We start from the raw sequence: 14,263 nt of genomic DNA, 5'->3' as shown, positions 1-14,263 counted from the left end.
GGCCGGCGCCGCCCGGCGCTCGAGGACGCGCGCCCGTGCCGCAGGCGTCGGACCCTGCCCCCCAGCCACGACCCTCCACAGATGTCCCGGAGGGACGCCGCCGGGCCGGCCGTTGGGCTGGGATCGACGCATGGACACCGTCTACGCCACCCACCGTTCCGAGGAGCCGGGCTCCTCCTTCGACCCGCCGGTCGTGCTCCGCTCGTCCCGCGACCTGCTCGCGGCGATCCCGTACCTGCTGGGCTTCCGGCCACGGGACTGCTGCGTGGTCGTGTGCATCACGGCCGACGGCAGGGTCGGGCTGGTCGCTCGGATCCCGCTGGGGGAGCTCGACGACGCCCCGCCGGAGGTCGTCTCCGTGGCCAGGGCCGCCACCCGGGTCGGGGCCGAGCTCGCGGTCGTCGCGGTCTACTCCGCGCAGGAACAGGCATCGGCCCGTGCCGCGGCGGACGCCGTGCTCCGCGCACTCGACGCGGCGGACGCGCCCCTGGACATCGAGACCTGGCTCGTGTCCCCCACCGGGTTCCGCGGGCTCGACTGCGCCGACCCCGTGTGCTGCCCGGCGTCGGGCCACCCCCTGAGCGAGCTCGAGCACCGGGAGGTCAGCGCGGCCTTCGTGGTGGCTGGGCGGGCGGTCGCAACCTCCGAGGAGGAGGCGTTCCGGATCCCGCGCCCCGCGGGGGGCCTGCGTGAGCGCGCTGCCCGTGCGGCGGCCCGCGCGGAGCGCGCCCGCGAGGCGGCGACCGGCGGCGCGACCACGCCCGCCGAGGAGGCCACCCGGCGGTGGCGGGCCGAGGCTTACGGCCTGTGGTGCGAGCTGATGCGGCACGCGGCCACCGAGCTGCGTGCCGGGCCGCCCCGCGAGCTGTCGCTCCCGCCGGCCGGGCTGGGGCGGCTGGCGGCGGCGCTCGCCGACGTGACCGTGCGGGACGCGGTCCTGCTCTCCCTCGTGCCCGGGGCTCACGACGCGGCCGGCCGTACCGCCGGTGCCGGGACGGCCGGCAGCCCCACCGCCGCCGCCGCCGTCGAGGTCGCGACGGCCCGGGCGATCGCACGGGTCGTCGACCCCCGGGTCGCGGTGCCGCCGGAGGCCGCGACCGCGGAGGCCGCGCGGCTGGTGCTGGAGCAGGTGGTCGGTCACGTGCCACGTCGCCTGCACGCCCCGCCGCTGGCGCTGCTCGGGTTCCTAGCGTGGTGGCTGGGCGACGGCGGCCGCGCCGCGCGACGGGTGCGGGACGCGGCCCGGCAGGACCCGGAGCACCGGCTCGCCGCGCTGCTGGACGGCGTGCTCCGGGCCGCCGTGCCACCCGGCTGGGTCCGCGCCGGGGGCGTCCCGGAACCGGCCTCTGTGCCCGCCCGCGCGGTCGGGTAGCGTGCCCCCATGACGATCGTCGTCGGACTCCTGAGCACGGCCGAAGGACAGGCGGCGCTGGCCGCAGCGAAGCGCGAGGCGCAGGAGCGGTCCGTCCCGCTCACCGTCGTCGTGACCAGGGACGACGGAGGGGCCGGGAGGCAGGGCGTCGAGCAGGACCTGACCGCCGCAGGCATCACGTTCTCCGTCGTCGGGGGCACCGGCGACCTCGCCGATGACCTGGTGAGCACCGCGCGCGACGCCGGGGCCGAGCTGATCGTGGTCGGGCTGCGCCGGCGCAGCCCGGTCGGCAAGCTCATCCTCGGGTCGGGGGCGCAGCGCATCCTGCTCGAGGCGCCCTGTCCGGTGCTGGCGGTCAAACCGGTGCTGGCGGTCAAACCGTGACGTCGACGGCGCCGCATTCGCCCTGGTCCGTCGCGTCGAGTCCGACCGTCGTGCGACGCGCCCGGGTGGTGTGACGCTCGTGACCCCCGATCGCCCCCGTCGGTGCGGGGCGTCGTGCCCGCCGGAACGGCGCTGCGGCGCGGGACGACGGGAATCTTCCTGGCGCCCGGTGCGTTGTGCCAGCGTCGGTGAACGGACGACGCGGGTGCAGGGAACGGGCGCGGAAGCTTGTGGTGCCCCTCCGTCGCGGGTGTCGCCGTTACAATAGAGGTGTCCGCTTGAGCCACGACAGTCCGCGTCGGAGGCCTTGACGGCGGTGCACCGTCCCCTCGAATGCCGAAAGGTCGGTTTGTGGCGTCCACTGCGCAGAACCCCGCTCTTCCCCGCGAGTTCGAGCACCCCGCTCTCCAGGGGCTGCTCGCTCGAGGCACTGCCGACCGCCGGGTCGACGCCGAGAGCTTCCGCGCCGCCTGCGAGGATGCGGCGGTCGCTGACCCGAAGCGCCTGAAGGCCGTCCTGCGGGCGTTCGCGACCGCCGGCGTCGAGATCGGCGTGCCCACGGCCACCAAGGTCGCGGCCGCCTCGGCCGGCCGCAGCACCGCGACCCGTGCCAAGGCCCCTGCGACGCGATCGGCGTCCCCGGTGAAGACCTCGACGGTGAAGCCCGCCGAGGCGCCCGCGGACGACGCGGCGGAGTCCACGACCTCGTCGACCGCCAAGAAGGCCGCGACCAAGACCCCCGCGACCAAGAGCGCGGCGAAGCCGGCTCGTGGCCGCAAGGCCGCGGCGAAGGACGATCCCACGCCCGACGGCGTCGAGGAGCCCGAGGACGACGACGATGCCGAGGGCACCGGGCGCTCGGCCACCCGCCGGGGCCTGAAGGCCGGTGCGGGCAAGGACGACGAGCAGTCCGGCTTCGTCGTGTCCGACACCGACGACGACGACCAGCCCGCGCAGCAGGTCATCACGGCCGGCGCCACCGCGGACCCGGTCAAGGACTACCTGAAGCAGATCGGCAAGGTTGCGCTGCTGAACGCGGAGCAGGAGGTCGAGCTCGCCAAGCGCATCGAAGCCGGCCTGTTCGCGGAGGAGCGGCTCTCCAAGAACTACGCCGACTGGGACAAGACCAAGGCGAACGCCGACGGGCGCCGCATGTACCGCGACCTGCGGTGGATCGCGCACGACGGCAAGCGCGCCAAGAACCACCTGCTCGAGGCGAACCTGCGTCTCGTCGTCTCGCTCGCCAAGCGCTACACCGGCCGCGGCATGCTGTTCCTGGACCTGATCCAGGAGGGCAACCTCGGCCTGATCCGCGCGGTCGAGAAGTTCGACTACACCAAGGGCTACAAGTTCTCGACGTACGCCACCTGGTGGATCCGGCAGGCGATCACCCGCGCGATGGCCGACCAGGCCCGCACCATCCGTATCCCGGTGCACATGGTCGAGGTCATCAACAAGCTCGCCCGCGTGCAGCGCCAGATGCTCCAGGACCTGGGCCGCGAGCCCACGCCGGAGGAGCTGGCCAAGGAGCTAGACATGACGCCCGAGAAGGTCGTCGAGGTCCAGAAGTACGGCCGCGAGCCCATCTCGCTGCACACCCCGCTGGGCGAGGACGGCGACAGCGAGTTCGGCGACCTCATCGAGGACTCCGAGGCCGTCGTGCCCGCGGACGCCGTGTCGTTCACCCTGCTCCAGGAGCAGCTGCACCAGGTGCTCGACACCCTGTCCGAGCGCGAGGCCGGCGTGGTGTCCATGCGGTTCGGCCTGCAGGACGGTCAGCCCAAGACGCTGGACGAGATCGGCAAGGTCTACGGCGTCACACGCGAGCGGATCCGGCAGATCGAGTCCAAGACGATGTCGAAGCTGCGCCACCCGTCCCGTTCGCAGGTGCTCCGCGACTACCTCGACTGACCTCGCCTGACGGGAGAGCCCCGGTACCGGAGATCCGGTACCGGGGCTCTCGCGCGTCCGGGGGCGCTCGGCGGCGCGGTCAGGCGACGGGCACGCCGTCCACCACCGACCACCGGGCGGACGGGTCGAGCACGCCGCCCGGGTCGAGCCGCCGACGCAACGCCACCAGGCGGTCGTACGTCGCCGGGCCGAAGGCCTGGCTCACGAGGGACGCGGAGACCGCGTCGCGCGGCCCGGCGAAGTTGATCATCGCGCCGCCGGTGCTCCACGGCGCCAGCGCGTCGCACACCCGCTGGAGCTCGTCGGCGACGTTCGGTGGGCCGACGGGCGCGCCCAGGAACACCGTGTAGGCGGCATCCCTGCCGCCGGCGGCGTTCGGCACCACCGCCGGCCGGGCGACGGCGCCGCCCAGGAGGCGGATCTCGGCGGCGAGCAAGGGGGAGTCCGGCGGCACGGCGCCGAGGAACGTGTCGACAGTTTCTTCGGTGAGCTCGCGGAGCAGGCTGCCGCGGTCGACGAAGGGAATCGGTTCGTCCGGGTCGGCGTGGACCTCGCCGATCCGCGTGTACGGCAGGTCGCCGACGGTGTCCAGGACGGGCGTCGCCACCTGGCGCAGCGTCTCGACCAGCGGGTCCGGCGCGGCGAGGTCGCCGTGGCGCACGTAGCGGACGGCGAGCAAGGCACGGCCGCGCAGCGGCTCCGGCAACGTCGGAAGCGGCGGCAGGTTCAGCCGGGCCACGGAGGTCGAGATCTCCTCGGGGAGGTGCCCGGTCTCGACGCGCCACCGGTGCAGCACGGCAGGTGCGTCGTCGACGTCGAACCAGAGCGTGCCCGCCCGCACGGTACGCAGCGGGAACAGGTCGAAGGTCATCGCCACCACGACGCCGAACGCTCCGCCACCGCCGCGCAGCGCCCAGAAGAGCTCCTCGTGCTGCGTCGGCGTCGCGGTGACGAGCTCCCCGTCGGGAGTGACGACGTCGATCGCGCGGACGTGGTCGGCGGCGAGGCCGAAGGTGCGGGCCAGCGGGCCGAGGCCGCCGCCGAGGGTGTAGCCCACCACCCCGACGTGGGGCGACGACCCGCACAGGCCGCCGAGGCCGTGGGGTGCACCGGACGCGAGCACCGCCTGCCACGGCACGCCCGGCCCGACGGTCGCGGTACGTGCGACGGGGTCGATGTCGAGGCGGTCGAGGGCGGACACGTCGAGCAGTACGTCGCCGGCCCCCGTGGGGGCGGCGCTGTGGCCCGTCGAGCGGACGCCGACGCCGAACCCGTGCTCCGCGGCGGCGCGGACCGTGGCGACGACGTCCGCGGCGGACCGGGCGTGCACGACGAGCGCCGGCCGGTGGGCCACCGCGAGGTTGAAGCCGTGGAGCGCAGCGTCGTACGCCGGGTCCGGGGGCAGAGCCGCTCCACCATCGAGCGCGAGGGCGAGCCGGGCCGCGAACCCGGTAGCCCTCGCGAGGTCGTTGTCGGAGGGGATGGTGCTGGACATTGGGGTCTCCCTGGGTTTGCTTGGTGGTGCCGAGAAGAGGGAGGCGTGTGCGGGTCCTTTGTGACGCGCCGGCGGCGTCGACTTTGAGTGAGGCCGGGCGAGCGCCCGGGCGTCGACGCGCGAGAGCCCCGCACCGGACGGTGCGGGGCTCTCGTGTGGATTGTCGGTCGGGCCGAGGAGGTCGGAGCCTCAGCGGGCTCCGTGCTCGGCGTGGAGCCGGTCCGTCTCGTCCTGGACGTGGACGGCGACACCTTCGTAGGCGCCTGCGTGCGCACGTGCGTGGTGCCCGCAGAAGAGGAGCTCTCCGACGGGCAGGACCACTCGCACGTACGCCTGGGCGCCGCAGCGGTCGCAGCGGTCGGCGGCGGTCAGCGGCTGGGTGGGTTCGGCTGTCGTGGTGCTCACGTCTCTATCCAACCATCCCCCGCGGGGAAGCATCCCGGCAGGGCGCCGGGTTCGCTCCCGGCATAGCGGCGTGGGCCACATGAACATCCGTTCGAGTCGTCTACCCTCGTTCCCGTGACAGCCACTTCCGAGTCCGGGTACACCGCGCGCCATCTGACGGTCCTCGAGGGCCTCGAGGCGGTGCGCAAGCGCCCCGGGATGTACATCGGGTCGACGGACTCGCGCGGCCTCATGCACTGCCTGTGGGAGATCATCGACAACTCGGTCGACGAGGCCCTGGGCGGCCACGCGACCGCGATCCGGGTCGTGCTGCACGCCGACTCGTCGGTGACGGTCGAGGACGACGGACGCGGCATCCCGGTGGACAAGGAGCCCAAGACGGGGCTCTCGGGCGTCGAGGTGGTCTTCACCAAGCTGCACGCGGGCGGGAAGTTCGGCGGCGGCTCGTACACGGCCTCGGGCGGCCTGCACGGCGTGGGCGCCTCCGTCGTCAACGCGCTCTCCGCCCGCCTCGACGTCGACGTCGACCTCGGTGGCAAGACGCACCGCATGACGTTCCACCGCGGCGAGCCGGGCGTGTTCTCCGACTCGGCGGCCGGCCCGTCGCCGGAATCGCCGTTCGCGCCGTTCACCGACCACAGCGAGCTCACCGTGGTCGGCAAGGTCAAGCGGGGCGTCACGGGCACCCGCGTGCGGTACTGGGCGGACCGACAGGTCTTCCCGAAGACGGCGGTGTTCAGCTACGACGAGCTGGTCACGCGCGCCCGCCAGACGACGTTCCTCGTGCCGGGCCTGAAGCTCACGGTGCGCGACGAGCGGGGCCTGCCGGGGACGCCGGGGGAGACGGGGCCGCACGAGGAGGTCTTCCAGCACGACGGCGGGGCGGTCGACTTCGTCGAGTTCCTCGCCCCGGACACCCCGGTGACGGCGACCTGGCAGCTCCGCGGGAGCGGCCACTTCACCGAGACGGTGCCCGTGCTCGACTCGCGGGGGCACATGTCGCCCCAGGAGGTGCAGCGCGACTGCGAGGTCGACATCGCCCTGCGCTGGGGTGGCGGCTACGACACCGAGCTGCGCACGTTCGTCAACATCATCGCGACGCCCAAGGGCGGGGCGCATTTGTCCGGGTTCGAGCAGGGCCTGCTCAAGACGGTGCGCAAACAGATCGAGGCGAACGCGCGGCGGCTGAAGGTCTCGATGAAGGACGCAGCGGAGCGCATCGAGAAGGACGACGTCCTGGCCGGCCTGACCGCCGTGGTCACGGTGCGGTTCGCCGAGCCCCAGTTCGAGGGCCAGACCAAGGAGGTGCTGGGCACCGCGCCCGTGCGGGGCATCGTCTCCCGTGTCGTCGAGAAGGAGCTCGGCGCCCTGCTGACCTCGTCGAAGCGCGACGAGAAGGCGCAGGCGGCGCTGCTGCTCGACAAGGTGGTGGCCGAGATGCGCGCCCGCGTCACGGCGCGCAAGCAGAAGGAGATCTCCCGGCGCAAGAACGCCCTCGAGACGTCGTCGCTGCCGGCCAAGCTCGCCGACTGCCGCAGCGACGACGTGACCCGCAGCGAGCTCTTCATCGTCGAGGGCGACAGCGCGCTCGGCACGGCCAAGCTCGCGCGCTCGTCGGACTTTCAGGCGCTGCTGCCCATCCGCGGCAAGATCCTCAACGTCCAGAAGGCGTCGATCAGCGACATGCTGCGCAACGCCGAGTGCGCGGCGATCATCCAGGTGCTCGGCGCGGGCTCGGGCCGGTCCTTCGAGCTCGAGGCGGCGCGCTACGGCAAGGTCGTGCTCATGACCGACGCCGACGTCGACGGCGCGCACATCCGCACGCTCCTGCTCACGTTGTTCTACCGATACATGCGCCCGCTGGTCGAGGCGGGCCGGGTGTTCGCGGCCGTGCCGCCGCTGCACCGGGTCGAGGTGCTGGGCAGCGGCCGGCGCAAGAACGAGTACGTCTACACGTACTCGGAGGCGGAGCTGACCGCGACGCTGAAGCGGCTGGATCGCGCGGGCCGGCGCTACAAGGAGGACATCCAGCGCTACAAGGGCTTGGGCGAGATGGACGCCGACCAGCTCGCGGAGACCACGATGGACCCGCGGCACCGCACCCTGCGCCGCGTCACGGTGGAGGGCGCCGAGGCGGCGGAGCGGGTCTTCGAGCTGCTCATGGGCAGCGACGTCGCGCCCCGCAAGGAGTTCATCGTGGCGGGGGCCGGCACGCTGGACCAGTCGCGGATCGACGCCTGACGACGGCGATACCCCGGTCGGGCCGGTCGGGGTGGTCGCCGCCCGCATCCTGGCCCGTCGCGCGCGGCCGCGCCGCCTCTGGTTACCCTCGGGCGGTGAAGACCGCACCGCGCCCGAGCGCGCCCCGACTGCTCGCCCTCCTGCCCGCGGTGGCCCTGGCCGTCGGGCTCGTCGCCGGGTGCTCGGACGGCGGCTCGCCGGACGCAGGCGCGACCGCCTCCGCCTCCGCGTCGGTGGACCCCACCGAGCATGTGGCGGAGAACCTCAGCGAGTTCTCCTACGATGGCGAGGACGGCAGGACCGCCCTCGAGCTCCTCGTCGAGAAGGACCCGGACGCGGTCGTCCAGGGCGAGGGGGAGAACGCGTTCGTCACCAGCATCGGCGGGCGCGAGGCCGACCAGGGCAACGAGTTCTGGGGCCTGTACGTCGACGGCGAGGCGGCCCAGGTGGGCGCCGGGACGCTCGAGACCAAGGACGGCCAGACCATCACGTGGAAGCTCGAGGAGATCAAGTGACCGCGACATCCGCCGCCGCGCCGCGCGTGCAGCGGCCGCTGCCCGCCCGCGAGCTCGTGTACCGCTGGTGGCGCCCGGCACTCGCGGTGCTGCTCGTGGTCGGCGCCGTCGCGTGGCGGCTGGTGAAGAACGACCTCGGCGCGCCGCAGAACCTCGAGCTCTCGACCGCCGCGGCGTTCGCCGCGGCGGGCCTGCTGCGCCACCGCCTCGCGATGCTCGCGCCCCTGGCGGTCGTCGCGGCGAGCGACGTGCTGCTCGGCAATTCTTCGGTGCTGGTGTTCACCTGGACGGCGTGGGCCGTCGTCGGCGTCGGCGCCTGGTGGGCGGGCCGCGTGCGTGGCGGCGCCCGCTGGCTCAGCGCGCTCGGCTTCGGCGTCGCCGGCTCGCTGTTCTTCTACCTGTGGACCAACGCCGGCGTGTGGTGGATCGGCCGGGGCACGTTCTACCCCCAGGGTCTCGACGGACTGCTGGCGAGCTATGCCGCCGGCCTGCCGTTCCTGCGCACGATGCTGCTGGGCAACCTCGTGCTCGTCCCGCTCGCGGCCGGCGTCGTGGCGGTCGCAGAGCGCCTGGAGCGGCTGCCGCGCGACGCGTCTCGATCCGCCGATCTGGTCGGACGCCCTGCCGCCCCGGGAGCCTGACCTGCGGGGACGCACGTCGGCCAATTTTCCCGACGTTTCCGCGGATGCCGCCGCACGTTTGGTCCGGTTCGCGTTGATTGTCTAGAGGTCGTGTAGCCTCGATTGCTTCCACAGGCAACCGAGAGGACTGACCCATGGCCAACATCAAGGTGACCTTCCAGGAGATGGAAGATGCTTCGCAGCGGATGAAGCAGGAGTCGGACGACATGCGCGGGAAGCTCGACCAGCTGCGCTCGATGGTCGAGGCGCTGGTCCAGGACGGGTACGTCACGGACAAGTCGTCCAAGCGGTTCGACGAGTCGTACAAGGAGCTCGACAAGGGCGGCAAGCAGGTCCTCGAGGGCCTGACGGGCATCGGCGAATACCTGAAGCAGGCCGCCGAGGCGCTGCGCAAGACGGACGAAGAGCTCGCCAACGCGCTGAACAAGTAGTTCCGTGCCTGACCTCAAGGTCAGCTCGGTCGCAGTCGACGACGCCGCCACTCAGCTCAAGTCCATCCTGGAAGAGCTCAAGGGCATGGACGAGATGTGGGACGGCGGCGATATCTGGGGCCACGGGACGGTGAAGGGCGCGATGGACGACTTCATCAGCAGCTGGTGGGTCAAGCGGGAGAAGCTCGAGGAGAACCTCGAGGACCTGCAGAAGAAGATGGAGCAGGCCGCGGAGACCTGGAACAACACCGAGATCGAGCTGGCGAAGTCGCTGGAGGGCGACGAAGGCTGAGCCGGCGGGGCCTGAGGGCCCGGCGAGCACGAGCTAGAGGAGACTGGATGAGCGCCGCCCGCGTGGGTGAGTGGCACCTGCTGGACCACGACGACGACCCGGTGCCGGCCGAGGCGTCCGGCCTGGACGCGGTGATCAAGCACTACACGGAGATCGCCGACATGATGACCACGCAGGCGGCGCTCCTCAAGAAGATCGGCGCAGGCGACGAGACCCTGCTCAAGGGGCAGTCCGCGGACGCCATGCGTAAGCGCGCCGGCGAGAGCCACGAGCATCTGAGTGCTGCGGCGGGTCGGTACGAGGACGTGAAGGCGGCGTTGCTGGCGTACCAACCGGCCCTGGAGTCAGCGCGCTCGGAAACTGGAGTGGCTCTGGCTGCCGCGGAGAACGCCGCGGCCGCGCAGAAGGGTGCTGAGCGAATGCCCGACCCGGTGAATGCGGACCGGGCGGATGACGCGCCGCCCCTGAGCGAGAGCGACAAGCAGGATTCGCAGGACCGGTCGAGCAAGATCGAAGGCGCGAAGGCCGATCTGAACACGGCCAAGCGTAAGTGCCAGGCGGCGCTGGACGCTCTGGCCGCCGCGGCCGACCGGGCAGCGGCCAAGATCAAGGAGAACTGGGGCGACGACGGCCTGAAGCACACGGGCTGGGAAGCATTCATCCACAAGGCCCTCAAGATCTTCGTCGAGGTCCTCGGCTGGATCGGGATGGCGCTCGCGATCGTGGCGATGATCATCCCCGGGGTCGGGTTCATCGCGATGGCCGCGCTCGTTGTCGCCGTGATCGCGTTGGTCGGTAGCTTGACCCTTGCCATTACGGGTGAGTCGAGCTGGGTCAACGTCATCTTCGCCGTGCTCGGTGTGCTGACGCTCGGCGCGGGCGCCCTCGCGATGAGGCTCGCCAAGGCGGGCGAGGGGCTCATGAATCTGGTGAAGAACTTCATGAAGTTCGTTCCCCAGTTCGCCAAGGGGTTCGGTGCGGGACTTCGCGGACTGCCTGGACTCGCCAAGGCGCTGACCAACCTCAATATCGGGAAGTTCTTGCAGGGCTTCAAGCCGCAGTTCGTCCTCGGCGCAGGCCCTGGCGGGTTGCCTGCCATCACGACCAAAATCGGGTCTACCAACTGGGGGGCGTTCTTCGGGAAGATCTTCAAACCAGGGACGTGGTTCAGCCCGGGGAACCTGCAGATCCTGAAGAACCCGATTTCGTCCTGGAAGCTCACGAACATGGTTGGTCTTCCGGACCTGGCGGTCCTCAAGAACCTGAGCATCTTCGGACGACTCGGGCTTCCAGGGGGTGCGGCCATCAAGCCGTTCGTCTGGATCGCCGGCCCCCTGAACTTCTTCTGGGGCTTCGCGTCGGCCGCAATTCCATTGATCATGGCGCCGTCGGACACCTTCGCCGACACCGATTCGCGCGGTGACTGGGCCTGGGCGGAATGGGACTACCTCCACAACTACACGGAAGGTGTCTAGTGGGGCTACGTGCCGCCGGCGTCGGCGGAACAGACTGGAACTGGACCATCGACCCGCCCGAGGGGTGGCTGGTGGTGCCCGCGGCCGCCACCGAGACCCCGGACGCGATCAGTACGTGGGAGGAGGCGGTCACTGAGGCACTCGGCGCATCGTTCGAGCAGCAGGCGCCTGAGGGCGTCGACCTGTCGGACGACGACCGGGCGGCGATTCTCGAGACCGTCACAGCCTCGATAGCGAACCTCCGAGTTCTCGCGGACGGGGCGGCGGGCGACGGCGAGCGGGTAGTGGCAGCGTTCGGCGTCGCCGACCGAGCCCCGGTGCCCGTGCTCGTGGCGGTGGGTATGAGCGATCCGGGAGAGCCGGACGATGCGCTTCTCGACGCGCTCGGCGCCAAGGGCGGTGGTGCCCCCCTTTCGCCGCCGACAGTCGACTACCTCGACCTCCCTGACGGTGATGGAGTGCGGGTCAACCGGGTCGACATCGCCGAGGACGGTGGCGCTTGGATGAGCGTCGGGCTCGGGCGGCGAACTGAGTTCCCGGATTCCGTGGTCGACACGGTGCTTTTCTGGCGTAGCCAGGACCTCTTCGTGGCACCGCTCATGATGGAGCGGCTCGACGAACTGCTGCCGACCATCACGATCACACGGAGCGATTCATGAGCGAGGTATCCACCACGTCGTCGGGAGTGGACAGCAAGCAGGTGGGTGGTAGGGCGACCGACGCCTGGGCCATCCTCCTGCCACCCGGATGGGCACGGTTCCCCACGGGTGACGGGCGTGAACGGGAGTTGGACGACGCAATCGAGCAGGTGGTCGCCCGCGCTCTGCCGGACTCGATGCCCCGCGACAAGGCCGAGCCGTTTCGGCGCATGCTGCGCGATGAGCTGCACCAGACCCTCGCCGAGGCGCGCGACGCCGGCACCGGTGCGGTGTATCTCCCGACCGAGCCGATGGAAGGTGTGTTTGTCCCGGCGACCATCGCGGAGGTGGAGATCGTCAGCGATGTGGGTCAGGACCCGATGCGGGTCGTGACCAGCATTCTGTCCGACGATTACGAGCAGAGCGATCTGGTCGAGCTTGATGACCGTCCCGCGGTGCGCGTCGTGAGTACGCGGCACCAGATGCAGCGCCGCCCCGACTGGCCCGAGGTGTCGACTCGGCAGGTCCTGTATGTGGTCTCTCGCGACGAGGCAGTGGGGGAGTGGCTGGTCATCTCCTTCAGCACCCTCTGGAACAGCGAGAGGACCGAGCTGCTCGCCGAGGCACTGGTTCTCTTCTTCGACGCGGTCATGTCCACCTTTCGCTGGACTGGCCCCGGCACGAGCCTCGTGAACTTTCCGGAGCGGACGGTTCCCGGCTCCGCCTGAGCATTGGAACTCGCGGGCCACCCGGCCGCCACGAACCAGCCACGCCACGAACTATCTGGCACGACATCTGAAGACGGAGCAACAGTGCACCTCGCCCATCGCACCGCCGCCGCGTTCGCCGCGGTGGCCCTGTCCATCACCGCAACAGCGGGACTCTCGGCCGCCACAGTGGCTCCCGCGGCGGCCGAGCCCGTCCGGGCTGTCGTGGCAGCCACCCCCAGCACGGCGCTGAGCGGCGACACCACCGACAAGGGCGAGGACGTCAAGTACTACGTTGTCCAGGCCGCGGCGGACGGCTCGCCCGAATTCCTCTTCGAGCTGGCCGAGCGCTTCCTGGGCGACGGCAACCGGTACCTGGAGATCTTCGAGCTGAACGAGGGTCACCAGCAGGCCGACGGCAACACCGTGACGAAGCCGGAGATCCTGGCCCCGGGCTGGGTGTTGCAGATGCCCGACGACGCCGAGGGCGAGGGGATCGAGGTCGGCCCGCTGCCCGAGGTCGGCGGGGAGAACGGCGACGCCGAGGAGGCCGCGACGCCCGATGTGCCCTACTACGTGGTCGCGACCACCGAGGACGGCGAGCCGGAGTTCCTCTACGGGCTCGCCGAGAAGCTCCTGGGCGACGGCGAGCGGTACAGGGAGATCTTCGAGCTGAACGAGGGCCGCGAGCAGCCCGACGGCGGGAAGATGTCCACCGCCGAGAGCGTCGAGGTCGGCTGGGTGCTGCAGATGCCCGAGGACGCGGAGGGTGAGGGCCTGGAGCACGGCCCGCTGCCCGTGGCCGATGGGCCGCCGGCGTCGTCCGGCCCGTCGGGCAGGGCGTCGGACGGCCCGTCGGACAGCGCGGCCGCCGGCAGCCGGCAGGAGGCGTCGTCCAGCGTGCTGCCCGTGGTTCTGATCGTCGTGGGTGCACTGGTCGTGATCGGTGGTGCGGTGACCGCGTTCGTGCTGGTTCGCCGGCGCAAGCAGGGTCAGGAGCCGTTCGACGACAGCCTGTTGCGCACCGACACCTCGTCGGCCTGGATGGTGGATCGCGCGCTGCGCGTGCTGGTGGCCTCCTGCGAGCGGGACGGGCTGCCGCGGCCGGGGGTCATCGGCGTGTTCATCGAGGGCGGGGCGCTGCGGTTGCGGCTCTCCAACCCGGCGACGCCCGCTCCCGCGCCGTGGACGGCGAACGAGGACGGCGCGAGCTGGTCGGCGCCCCTGGGGAAGCTGCAGTCGGCGCCGGCATCGGAGGAGCCCACCGCGGCGTTCTCCCGCCTGGTGACCGTGGGCGTGGCCGACACAGGCCGGGTGCTCGTCGACTTCGCGCAGGCGCGCGGCCTCATCAGCCTGGACGGCCCCACCCGGGCGCGGCACGAGGTGCTGCGCCGCTGGCTGGGCGAGTTCACGGGAAACCCGTGGTCGGACGACCCGCGCGTGGTCATGGTGGGCAACGGCCTGCCGCAGCCTGAGCTGGCCGAGCACCTGAACACCGTGGAGCAGCTGGTCCCGGAGCTGGAGTCCGAGGCGGGCGGCGTGCTGGTGCTGTCCCAGGCCCCCGCTGCGGCGCAGCTGGACATGCTCGCCTCGCGGTTCAGTGACCCGCGGTTCGGCTGGGTGGTCGTGGTGCTCGGCCCGGTCCCCACTGCCAAGTGGCGCTTCACGGCCGACGACGCCGGGTTGCTGCGCAGCGGCTTCCTGCCCGACGTGCGGTACAACGACGCGACGTCGGTCCGTCGAGCGGGGGAGTGAC

At 71.6% G+C, this 14,263-nt stretch carries 14 protein-coding genes; 12 read left to right on the top strand and 2 right to left on the bottom strand.

Features of this window, described 5'->3' with window-relative positions; all coding sequences use genetic code 11:
* The first annotated feature begins 130 nt into the window (after positions 1-130).
* From AC1C2V_RS17810 to AC1C2V_RS17800, 3 genes are all read left to right on the top strand, one after another.
* Entirely contained in the window at positions 131-1,372 is a 1,242-nt protein-coding gene (locus AC1C2V_RS17810) for a DUF4192 domain-containing protein (RefSeq protein ID WP_495390977.1), read from the top strand.
* Positions 1,373-1,381: 9 nt separating this feature from the next.
* Positions 1,382-1,756, top strand: coding sequence for a universal stress protein (locus tag AC1C2V_RS17805; RefSeq protein ID WP_495390976.1), 375 nt, complete (start codon positions 1,382-1,384; stop codon positions 1,754-1,756).
* Positions 1,757-2,089: 333 nt separating this feature from the next.
* Positions 2,090-3,667, top strand: coding sequence for an RNA polymerase sigma factor (locus tag AC1C2V_RS17800; RefSeq protein ID WP_495390975.1), 1,578 nt, complete (start codon positions 2,090-2,092; stop codon positions 3,665-3,667).
* A 79-nt stretch (positions 3,668-3,746) separates the two neighbouring features.
* On the opposite strand, the gene AC1C2V_RS17795 is transcribed toward AC1C2V_RS17800, so the two are convergent.
* Both AC1C2V_RS17795 and AC1C2V_RS17790 read right to left on the bottom strand, forming a co-directional pair.
* Complete coding sequence (locus AC1C2V_RS17795; protein WP_495390974.1) at positions 3,747-5,162, bottom strand: FAD-binding oxidoreductase; 1,416 nt, start codon at positions 5,160-5,162, stop codon at positions 3,747-3,749.
* 189 nt (positions 5,163-5,351) lie between these two features.
* A complete protein-coding gene (locus tag AC1C2V_RS17790) occupies positions 5,352-5,600 on the bottom strand; it encodes a DUF7455 domain-containing protein (RefSeq protein WP_495390973.1) in 249 nt (82 codons plus the stop codon).
* 81 nt (positions 5,601-5,681) lie between these two features.
* Between AC1C2V_RS17790 and AC1C2V_RS17785 the strand changes: the two genes are divergently transcribed.
* From AC1C2V_RS17785 to AC1C2V_RS17745, 9 genes are all read left to right on the top strand, one after another.
* Positions 5,682-7,808, top strand: a complete 2,127-nt coding sequence (locus tag AC1C2V_RS17785; RefSeq protein ID WP_495390972.1) for a DNA gyrase/topoisomerase IV subunit B — start codon at positions 5,682-5,684, stop codon at positions 7,806-7,808.
* Between the two features lie 95 nt (positions 7,809-7,903).
* On the top strand, positions 7,904-8,323 hold the full coding sequence (locus tag AC1C2V_RS17780) for a DUF4430 domain-containing protein (protein ID WP_495390971.1): 420 nt from the start codon (positions 7,904-7,906) through the stop codon (positions 8,321-8,323).
* Positions 8,320-8,964 carry a DUF6580 family putative transport protein gene (locus tag AC1C2V_RS17775; protein WP_495390970.1) on the top strand — a complete coding sequence of 215 codons (645 nt, stop codon included), beginning with the start codon at positions 8,320-8,322 and terminating at the stop codon, positions 8,962-8,964. The genes AC1C2V_RS17780 and AC1C2V_RS17775 overlap by 4 nt, the downstream gene beginning before the upstream one ends.
* Before the next feature lie 134 nt (positions 8,965-9,098).
* A complete protein-coding gene (locus AC1C2V_RS17770; RefSeq protein WP_495390969.1) occupies positions 9,099-9,395 on the top strand; it encodes a WXG100 family type VII secretion target in 297 nt (98 codons plus the stop codon).
* Positions 9,396-9,399: 4 nt separating this feature from the next.
* Positions 9,400-9,687 carry a hypothetical protein gene (locus AC1C2V_RS17765; protein WP_495390968.1) on the top strand — a complete coding sequence of 96 codons (288 nt, stop codon included), beginning with the start codon at positions 9,400-9,402 and terminating at the stop codon, positions 9,685-9,687.
* 47 nt (positions 9,688-9,734) lie between these two features.
* On the top strand, positions 9,735-11,162 hold the full coding sequence (locus tag AC1C2V_RS17760; RefSeq protein WP_495390967.1) for an NfeD family protein: 1,428 nt from the start codon (positions 9,735-9,737) through the stop codon (positions 11,160-11,162).
* Positions 11,163-11,233: 71 nt separating this feature from the next.
* Positions 11,234-11,821 (top strand): hypothetical protein, encoded by a 588-nt coding sequence (locus AC1C2V_RS17755; protein ID WP_495390966.1) that lies wholly within the window; start codon positions 11,234-11,236, stop codon positions 11,819-11,821.
* Positions 11,818-12,528: a hypothetical protein gene (locus AC1C2V_RS17750; protein WP_495390965.1), complete on the top strand. Its 711-nt coding sequence runs from the start codon at positions 11,818-11,820 to the stop codon at positions 12,526-12,528. The genes AC1C2V_RS17755 and AC1C2V_RS17750 overlap by 4 nt, the downstream gene beginning before the upstream one ends.
* A gap of 84 nt (positions 12,529-12,612) precedes the next feature.
* Positions 12,613-14,262, top strand: a complete 1,650-nt coding sequence (locus tag AC1C2V_RS17745) for a hypothetical protein (RefSeq protein ID WP_495390964.1) — start codon at positions 12,613-12,615, stop codon at positions 14,260-14,262.
* Position 14,263 lies beyond the last annotated feature (1 nt).

The organism is Isoptericola sp. Y541 (genome assembly GCF_059445465.1).
The sequence above is the reverse complement of the archived record's forward strand: the minus strand, read 5'-3'. Positions and strand labels throughout refer to the sequence as shown.